This is a genomic window from Halorubrum sp. ARQ200 (assembly GCF_005435115.1).
Lineage (GTDB): Archaea > Halobacteriota > Halobacteria > Halobacteriales > Haloferacaceae > Halorubrum > Halorubrum tropicale.
Genome location: NZ_SGTZ01000071.1, coordinates 1 through 246 on the forward strand (window position 1 = coordinate 1; position 246 = coordinate 246).

1 pseudogene is annotated in these 246 nt (G+C 55.3%); it reads left to right on the plus strand.

Features of this window, described 5'->3' with window-relative positions:
• Positions 1–107 (plus strand): annotated as a pseudogene (locus EXE50_RS17080) (IS6 family transposase); the annotation flags it as partial.
• Positions 108–246 lie beyond the last annotated feature (139 nt).

A 246-nucleotide genomic window follows, 5' to 3' on the forward strand; every position in this document is an offset into this window, starting at 1 on the left:
AAGTAGAACGACGAACCTCTTCGTTTTCAAACTGTTTTAGCCACGTCGATCCACCGACCGCGGAAACGTGGTTGCAAGCCCACGCCGTCTGGTGGAATCATGCTTAAGTTAACACGACGGATCGGCGCGCGGTGTTAAGTTAAGGAAGAGGCGGGACGAGGATTCAGTGCTCTATGCCGAAAACCGCCCGCCTCACCGAGTGTACCGAGTGGATCGACTTGGAGTTTGTGGAGCGAGAGCGGACAC